4 protein-coding genes and 1 pseudogene are annotated in these 4,000 nt (G+C 59.6%); 2 read left to right on the top strand and 3 right to left on the bottom strand.

Annotation, left to right across the window (positions count from 1 at the left end; genetic code table 11):
• Positions 1-365: hypothetical protein (locus VEG30_14815; protein ID HXZ81198.1), on the top strand; the 365-nt coding region annotated here is incomplete at its 5' end.
• On the opposite strand, the gene VEG30_14810 is transcribed toward VEG30_14815, so the two are convergent.
• Positions 362-1,015: a VTT domain-containing protein gene (locus VEG30_14810; protein HXZ81197.1), complete on the bottom strand. Its 654-nt coding sequence runs from the start codon at positions 1,013-1,015 to the stop codon at positions 362-364. The genes VEG30_14815 and VEG30_14810 overlap by 4 nt on opposite strands.
• A gap of 697 nt (positions 1,016-1,712) precedes the next feature.
• On the opposite strand from VEG30_14810, the pseudogene ltrA reads away from it, so the two are divergent.
• Positions 1,713-2,885, top strand: a pseudogene (gene ltrA / locus VEG30_14805) (group II intron reverse transcriptase/maturase).
• Positions 2,886-3,167: 282 nt separating this feature from the next.
• Here the strand turns inward: ltrA and VEG30_14800 are convergent.
• Together VEG30_14800 and VEG30_14795 are read right to left on the bottom strand one after the other, a co-directional pair.
• A complete protein-coding gene (locus tag VEG30_14800) occupies positions 3,168-3,560 on the bottom strand; it encodes a hypothetical protein (GenBank protein ID HXZ81196.1) in 393 nt (130 codons plus the stop codon).
• On the bottom strand, positions 3,515-4,000 hold a 486-nt coding region (locus tag VEG30_14795; GenBank protein ID HXZ81195.1), incomplete at its 5' end, for a hypothetical protein. The genes VEG30_14795 and VEG30_14800, both read right to left, overlap by 46 nt.

The raw sequence follows: 4,000 nt of genomic DNA, 5'->3' as shown, positions 1-4,000 counted from the left end.
ACACCATGGTCGATCAGTTTGGAACTCCGCACACGGACAAACTGCACCTGGTCGAACGCTACAGGCTCATCGACTATGAAGCCGCGAACGTAATATTGAAGCGCGGCGCGAAAGAAAATGCGACCACCCTCAGAAATGACTCCGGAGTACTCCCCGATCTGAATTCGAGGGAAAAGAACCTGCAGCTCGACTTCATGGTCGAGGATGAAGGGGCCTTCACGACACCGTGGTCGTCGACCATCATCTATCGCCCCGGCGTGGGTGAGGGGACATCAAATGCGTTTCCGGAAGATGTGTGCGCCGAAAATCCGCATGAATTGGCCCGGCAGGCGGCAGTGCCGACTGCGGACAAGCCGGATTTCTAGGTACCATCCGCCGCGTCGAGGTTTCGTGACACGTCCATAGCGCCTTCCATTTGGCGCAGGGTGGCGCGCGCCTTGCGCGAGACGACGATGATGACGGCCAGGAGACACAGCGCCGCGGGCAGCGCCAGCGCCAGGCTGAGGGGCGACCCGGTTTCGCTGAGCATGGCGGCCCGCCCGAGTGAGCCGAGATAGACGTAAAGACAGATCTGGGGAATGCTGAAAAAGAAAGACGCCAGCACAAAAACCTGGAAACTGATTCGCGTCAGGCCGAACAGATAATTCTGCGAGAAGGTCGGCATTGCGCCGGCAAAGCGCATCAGGCCGACGAGCCGCCAGCCTTCGCTATCGATCGCAGCCATGATGGCCCGCGATTTTGGGCGCGCGTCCAGGATCCGGTGTAGCCGTGCAGCGAACAGGTAGCGCGCCAGCAGATATCCGATCGCGCCACCTAAAGTGGTGCTGGGCAGGATCACTGGAATCGCGACAAGACCGAAAATGGCGCCGCTGGCGATACACAGCGCAGTGCGCGGTATCGGCACCAGCCCCGTTACCACGAAAATTGCCGCGAGGACCGCCAGGCCGTTCAGGTCGTGCTGGCCGTGGGCGCGCAAGAGCGCAATGATGGCGTCCGTGGGATGAGTCCAAACCATTCTTTCACGTAACATGTTGCGGCACTTAGAACGACCGCTTCGGGTGTGCGCCGTGATAAGGCGGCGCTTTTCAGTGGGTGCAAGGCCCACCCGGCAACCGCTCCAGCCGGAAGCAACCGGAGCAGCTATGGAGGCAACGAAATGGCTGAAGCCTTCGGAAAGCGTGTCACGAATTGGTGACAGCGCGAGTGTGCAGGCCGCAACGCGAGTGAACGCCGAGCAAACCTCGAAAAGGTCGATGTGCAGGCCGACCCGACAACCCTATCGGGGAAGGCTGATACGGCTGGAACGGATGAGCGAAGAATACGTCCAGCCGCTGCACCGGGGTAGTGGCGGCAGCATGTACACAAGGAAAGCGCGCGCAACACGGGAAGCCCCAAGGCGTGATTGAGGACGATCAACCGGACGCCCGCGAGGGACAGGCCGGACGCCGTGGGGTGACGGAGAGGTTCGTATTACCGATGAAGCCGGGTAATTCCGGTGGAGGGAAGGGACCTCAGTTCAAGACGAACGCAGCACGTAGTGAAGGACCTGGAGATTGGGCAACCTATCAACTCCGAAGAGTGTTCAGAAACTGCAGATGGCGTTGCACGCAAAAGCGAAGGCAGAAGCCGGCTATCGCTTCTATGCCCTGTACGACAAGATCAGCCGCGAGGACATCCTGGCGCACGCCTACGCTTAGTGCCGCTCCAACAAGGGCGCACCGGGAGTGGACGGGCAGGACTTTGCGGACATCGAGGCGCATGGGGAACAGCGATGGCTCGGCGAACTGGCGCTTGCGCTCAGGCAGGGAACGTACCGACCGGATCCCATCAGAAGAGTGTTCATACCCAAGGCCAACGGCAAACTCAGGCCGTTGGGAATCTCAACCGTGCGGGATCGGGTCTGCATGACAGCAGCGATGCTGGTATTGGAACCGATCTTCGAAGCCGATCTTCCACCAGAACAATACGCCTACCGTACCGGGCGAAATGCCCAACAGGCGGTGGTCGAGGTGGAAGAGCTGCTGTTCCATGGCCACCCGGAAGTCGTAGACGCTGACCTCGCGGACTACTTCGGGAGCATCCCCCATGCCGAGTTATTGAAATCGGTGGCGCGCCGGATTGTCGATCGGCGCGTGCTGCATCTGATCAAGATGTGGCTGGAATGTCCCGTTGAAGAAACCGACGATCGAGGAAGGAAGACGCGCACGACCGAAGCCAAGGACATGCGGCGAGGCATTCCGCAGGGCTCACCCCTCTCACCGCTGCTGGCCAATCTGTACATGCGCCGGTTCGTGTTGGGATGGAAGAAGCTCGGGTTGGAACAAACCCTTGGCACTCGCATCGTGACCTACGCCGACGATCTCGTGATCCTGTGCAAGAAGGGCAACGCCGAAGAAGCGTTGCAGCGACTGCGCGAGATCGCGGGCAAGCTGAAGCTGAAAGTCAACGAAGAGAAGACACGCATCTGCAAAGTACCGGAAGGGGAGTTCGACTTCCTGGGCTACACGTTTGGGCGGATGTATTCAGCGAGAACCGGCCAGGCACGCCTGGGGCACCGGCCCTCGAAGAAGAGCATCAAACGCATGGTCGAGAAAGTCCACGCGCTGACCGCCCGATCGGGGACTTGGCAAGAGACCACGAAGCTGGTGGACGAGTTGAATCGCGCGTTACGCGGATGGGCGAACTACTTCCGAGTAGGAACCGTCAGCAAAGCGTACCGGGCGCTCGACAACTACACAGCTGTGCGGTTGCGCCGGTGGTTGCGCGCCAAGCACAAGGTCAGGCGACGCAAGGGCGGGACTTTTCCACTCTCGCACCTTTACGGGCACTTCGGGCTCGTACGTCTGAGTCGGCTTGGGCACGACGTGCCGTGGGTGAAGGCGTGAAGTTTTGTCCGAGAGCCGGATGCGGGCATTCTGCATGTCCGGTTCGATGAGCGGGGTGTGGAAACGGAGCCACGGTGGAACTTGCGAGGCACCGCCAGACGAAAGAGGCGGCAACAGATAGGTCCCACCTACAGCCACCGCGTCACATCCCGACTCTACCAAAATGCGAACTGGCGCGATTGGCACGCAGCGTCCGAAATGATCTCAATAGCGGTCAATCTTCATGGATGGCTGATAGGCTGAGATTCGCCAGTAAAGAGTTTAGACCCGCTTTCACCTGGCTCATCGCAACGGATCGTTATCGAGCAAGAAACCATCCGCGATCGCATCCCTGGTCGCAGGATCGGGACCCTTGCCCTGTGCAAACAGAGCTTCTTCAATCCGCCGGCCATGCAGAATCCCCGGTAGACCAAAATTGCCCTCGACGCAGCGAGGCTCGGGATAGATTCGGTTGTCCTGATCGCTTTGTCTGGTGAATTCCTGCTTCACCGTCCACGGGCGGGTCCAGACAGTGGGATCTTCGATGGTGACCGCATATTCCAGCGTTTTTGGCCCGGTGCGCGTCCAGCGTTCGACGAGATGGAGATTCTCACGCGAACCCTGATAATCCGTCTTTGGACTGAAATTCGTCACGTCAATGACGAGTGTGTTGCCTTCCCAGTGGCCGCGTACCATTGACGGATATTACGAGGCAGATGCGGTGTCCCGTTCATGACAATATTGCGCTGCCATCCCTGTCCCTGGCCGACATCGTAGAACATCGTGATGCCGCCTGGTGTCTGAACTATCCTACGGAAGCTGCCGCCAAAGGCGGTACCGAATTCCGGAAGCCCGCCGGTGAGACAGCGCTCCGCGAGAGAAACGTCCTCAGGATTATTGTGCCGGTTGTAGCGTCCGGTGACATAGCGCGGCGGCGGAGCATTGCGGAGAGGCGAAGGCTTGGGATCGTATTTTCCCCCAGCGCAAGCGGCCTCTTTGTTCTTGCAGGTTTCGGTGGACTGCAGCATTGCGAGACGGAAATCGCGTTCGGCCGCAGCAATTTTTTTTGCCTCCGGCGTGAGTTCCGGGATCCGCCCATTGGGCGGATCGACAATCATCGAGGTGCGCAGGCCGAC

It is taken from the genome of Terriglobales bacterium (assembly GCA_035624455.1).
In the GTDB taxonomy this organism is placed as follows: Bacteria; Acidobacteriota; Terriglobia; order Terriglobales; family Acidobacteriaceae; genus DASPRM01.
The sequence above is the reverse complement of the archived record's forward strand: the minus strand, read 5'-3'. Positions and strand labels throughout refer to the sequence as shown.